Annotated in this window: 3 protein-coding genes; all 3 read right to left on the reverse strand. The window is 57.2% G+C overall.

Annotation, left to right across the window (positions count from 1 at the left end; all coding sequences use genetic code 11):
* Window positions 1-315 (reverse strand): glycosyltransferase family 2 protein (locus tag WB528_RS15945; protein WP_423889374.1); only part of this gene is annotated, 315 nt, incomplete at its 3' end.
* A complete protein-coding gene (locus WB528_RS15950) occupies window positions 312-3302 on the reverse strand; it encodes a class I SAM-dependent methyltransferase (RefSeq protein WP_423889375.1) in 2991 nt (996 codons plus the stop codon). The genes WB528_RS15945 and WB528_RS15950, both read right to left, overlap by 4 nt.
* Window positions 3292-4242: an NAD-dependent epimerase/dehydratase family protein gene (locus tag WB528_RS15955; protein ID WP_423889376.1), complete on the reverse strand. Its 951-nt coding sequence runs from the start codon at window positions 4240-4242 to the stop codon at window positions 3292-3294. Before WB528_RS15955 ends, WB528_RS15950 begins: the two co-directional genes overlap by 11 nt.
* Window positions 4243-4310 lie beyond the last annotated feature (68 nt).

Below are 4310 nucleotides of genomic sequence, written 5' to 3' on the forward strand. Positions count from 1 at the left end.
GCTCCACGCGATACCACTGTTACGGGCCATAGAAAGGCCCTGGTTCTTAGTATGCCGTATAATTATCACGGAGCTAAAACGGCTCGAGTTCGTCTTGAGGAAATCCGTGGCAAGTGCAGCGCCATTATCAGTTGAACAATCGTCGACGACAACGACGGAACAGCGCTCGATGGTTTGCACCGCGATAGAGTCCAAGCATTCGATGATATATTTCGCGTAATTGTAAAGCGGCACGACGACGACGACCTCGGCCGAGGTGTGAGCGTCATAGCGAAAGGTAATTTCGCCAAGGGACTTAATGTTGAAGAGCGTCATGTCACCTTCTCCCCGAGGCCAACCGAAGCTCGCAGTGAACTCAGCATCGGTAGTAACATGGCAGTTCGGGCGGCTCTGGAGCGTGCACGGCTTTGTCCGGCCTCTGCGATGTGTTCGATTTTCATTCGGCCGTCGGAGGTTCCCAAGAGCCAGTGCAGAAGTTCTGGAAGGTGCCGAATATTCTCTTCTAGGAAATGATTGTTTGGTTTAAAAATTGGATTCGGAAGACTCGGGTCCGACACGACGCATGCTCCCTGCCAAAAGCCTTGCATAACCATTCGTGACCATTCAAAGTAGCCGAGCCAACTGCGATGAATGTTCAAGACGATCTTGGACCGTTGCGCCAGCGCGCAATTTATCTCGGGCGACGTGGTTTGATAATTTGCGTTGGTCAACGGCGCGTGTTGATGCGTATAGATGCAGATAAAGCGATACCGATCTGTAAGTTCTCTAAGTCGTTCTATGGCGATCCTTCGTCGTTCCGAATCCGTACCAACAAATAAAATATCAATTGGCCGGTCGGTCAGGCCGCGGTGGCTTTTCCAATCAAATCTTGCGCGCGAAAATTCGTAACCGCGGACTAGATCGACCCCGGAAACATCGGGTTGCGATACGGTGTACGGGCATTTGGATAGGTAGGGTGGCATGTAGTGGAGGGCATTCAGGCCCATCTGACGAAGCAGAAGAGTCGACTGGAAGTTGATGTCCAGTATAAGCGGAGCTTCGAGCAGAAATGGAAAGGCCCTACAAAACCACGGTGTATGAACTTGCTCGACATTATAAAGAACTGTACCCGGTGCGCCGGCTAGTGTTCTCCATTGTTCTCCGCCTCCCAGCCAGAAGAATTCATGCGGCGCTACGAAGAGGCGAATATCGAATGCTTCATCGAACGCCGATTGCTCAGTTCTTAAATGCGCGTCGATTTTGAGAGCTACCAATTGCCATTGAATGAGATTGGCTATTTCCTGCATAAAGAAATTGCCTTGGGAACTGCAATATATTCCAATTCTTACACGTTGAGACGCTAGCAACGTGGCGCAGTCGGCGCACGCATCTTCATCGGGTTCGGTCTTCAAGATCTGAGAAGCTGCCTCCAAAGCGGCGTGAGTTTCGCGATGGAAATGGGCTAACGCCTGCGCGACGATCTCTGGTGTGGTGAACCGCCGTCCTTCCCAGAATCCGTATTTCAGAAAATGTTCCCAGGGGTCCGCTCCGGCGCCCCGCAGATCTTCGTGCAATTCGAGATATGTGCCGGGATCGAACAGACGAGAATTTATTAATGATTGGCGGATGTCCTCCGGGCGTGGTCTTTCCCTTTCTGGTAAAGGGGTTAATCTGCTCAGGTTTCGTAGGGCGGGCTCGCCAAAAGGATGCGGGTGGATATTGGCGATGGATGGCGATCTAGAGTTTCGGAGAGCACGTTCGCGCAGATATCTGATCCGTTTGGGTGTATTCCAGGGCGTTGCCATCCAATAGGCCGCTTTGGCCATTCGACGCACTTGCCGCTTTTGGCCCGTGGACAATCGCGAGAGAGCAGCCCGTATTGGCCCTGTCGCGCGCCAAGCAGTCGAGGTGCTTATTGCGTGGCGAAGCTTTTCGGCCTCGTTTAATCTGCGTTGCAGTTCCCCGGATACCTGCACGGCGTTCGCCTTCTCCTTGGCGAGAGCGCCCATTGCGTCGTCAAGTTGCGCCGTGCGTGAGACTACTTGATGCAAAACATCGTTTAGTCTGGCTTCCAGTTTGCCGATGCGCTCGCCACGATCTTCAAGTGCGGCGTCAGCCTCGCTCAGCCGGCGAGTACGATCGTCCAACAGTGCTTCCAGCTTACGGATGCGCCTACCGTGCTCTTCAAGTGCGGCGTCAGTCTCGCTCAGCTGGCGAGTACGATCGTCCAACAGTGCTTCCAGTTCACGGATGCGCCTGCCGCGGTCTTCGAGTGCGGCGTCAGCCTCGCTCAGCCGGTGAGCACGATCATCCAACTGTGCTTCCAGTTGGCCGATGCGCTGGTTGCGATTTTCGAGCGAGATACCGGCCTCGCTTAGCAGCTGGGCGCGATCATCCAACAGTTCTTCCAACCCGCGTCGATCATGCGCCGCCTTCTGCTGCACGTCGGCGAGCTCGGCCTTAACGCCGGAATGTTCCGCCGTTCGGGCCGCCAGCGCGGCACTTGACTCCCTGAGTTGCGCCTCAAGCGCGGACACCTGTCCTTTGAGAGCGGAAGCCTCGACCTCCTTAAATGCTAACTCGCCCTTCAGGCGTTGATTGCCCAGCCTCTCGCCGAGGCTGGCGCCCAATCGGGCATAGATATGTCTGACTTTATTAGCCTGTTCCCGATCGTTTTCCGTTTCGAAAAGTGCCCTCAGTCGTCGTGGCAGCTTCTTGCCGACTGCAAGAACTCCCAGGCCCCATCCATGAAAGAATTGGAAGTGCGGGTAGCTGTGCGAGAGATCGGTCCACCACCGGAAGACTCCAAAAGAGCGCTCCCGAACGTTGGTGTCGTGCAGCAGGACAATTCCGCGGTCCGATAACTTAGGGAGCCACAAATCGAAATCGTGCTTCACGTCTTCGTAGAAATGGCGCCCGTCGATGTGGAGCAGGTCGACAGAGCCGTCTTCAAAATATGGCAAAGCGTCATCAAAGGTCGAGCGTACAAGCTGTGCGAAGCCGGAATATCGTTCGGCATTATGCTTGCTGACTGCCTGGAAGACCTCCTCGTCATAGAAGCCGGCGTGCTCGTCGCCTTTCCAAGTGTCCACCGCATAGGCGCGTGTGGATAGCTTCAATTGCACGATCGCCTGGCAGAATGAGAAAAACGAATACCCCAGATGGGTACCAAGCTCGATTAGGACGCGGGGTTCGTGCGTTTCGATAAGCCAAAAGGCAAACGGTGCATGTTCGAGCCAGGCCGACTCATTGAGGCTCTCGGGAATCCACGTGGACGCTGCCGAGAGAAAGTCGCAGACGCTGCCCTTCTGATCAACCGACATGCGCGCCCTCCGCCTTTGCGGAAAAGCGTCCCGCATACTCATCCCATGCGGCCTCCTCATCCCAGCCGCCGGCGTAGCGCGCGGCTGGATCGGTGTTCACGCGCATCATCGGTTCTGGAAATTGGGTCTGCGGCAACAGCGTCACTGCGCAACGCTGGCCGGTGCGGCGGCCGATCTCGCGGGCGACACGCTCGACGAACGTGCCCTGGCTCTCGACGTAGCCGCTGGGGTTGAGCTTGCGAAAAGCGGGAGCGGTGTCGGTTTCTTCAACAAACCGCCGATAACAGGCGGCGAGCAGGCCGACGTGGATGTTGTCGCGAATATAGTCCGGGGTCTTGATCTCGGCCGCGTCGCCCGCCGCCCAGGTGCGCGCCAGATAGGCGCCGAGCCGCGGCTGCTCCAGCGGGCCGAACGGGTTGGGGATGACAAACTTCCCAAAGGGCACGCCGATCTCGTGGCAACGGTCGCGCACGATCTGTGCGGTCACGCCCTTCGATACGCCGTACGGCGAAAACGCCATGAGCGGCTGAGTGCCCGCGCCCTCATCCTGTTCGAAAATGCTGCCCGTCAGCACCACGCCTTTGAGGCCGCGTTCGCTCATCGCAAGCAGCACGCTGCGCAGGTTCAGCGTGTTCGATGCGGCGGCGCCGGCGATATCGAATTCGGGGTTGCGGTAATCGCCGACCTCGGCGCCGTGATGACACAGCACATCGAAATCGTGGCTGTCGGCAATGCCGAGAAATTTTGCGCTGCCAAATCCGCATGCGGGCACCAGCTCGACCTTGCCGTGTAGCCGGCGCAGCCGCTGCGACCGCGCCACGTCGTGCAGGCTGTCGAGATTGCCGCGCAACGGCGCAACAAGTTCGTGACCCGCGGCGGCGAGCGTTCGCGCGAACCAATAGCCGGTGAACGAGCTTGCGCCGGTCAGCAGGATTTTCATGGCAGACCCCGCATCAGGTCGACGCCATGGAACGCGGGATCGAAATCCGGCCACGCCGCATCTTTGGA

Source organism: Bradyrhizobium sp. (genome assembly GCF_049586575.1).
Classification (GTDB): domain Bacteria; phylum Pseudomonadota; class Alphaproteobacteria; order Rhizobiales; family Xanthobacteraceae; genus Bradyrhizobium.

What these genes read in the sequence shown, in the direction of transcription:
- WB528_RS15950 (WP_423889375.1), bottom strand. Translation starts at nt 3,302, where the DNA reads ATGTCGGTTGATCAGAAGGGCAGCGTCTGCGACTTTCTCTCGGCAGCG.
- WB528_RS15955 (WP_423889376.1), bottom strand. Translation starts at nt 4,242, where the DNA reads ATGAAAATCCTGCTGACCGGCGCAAGCTCGTTCACCGGCTATTGGTTC.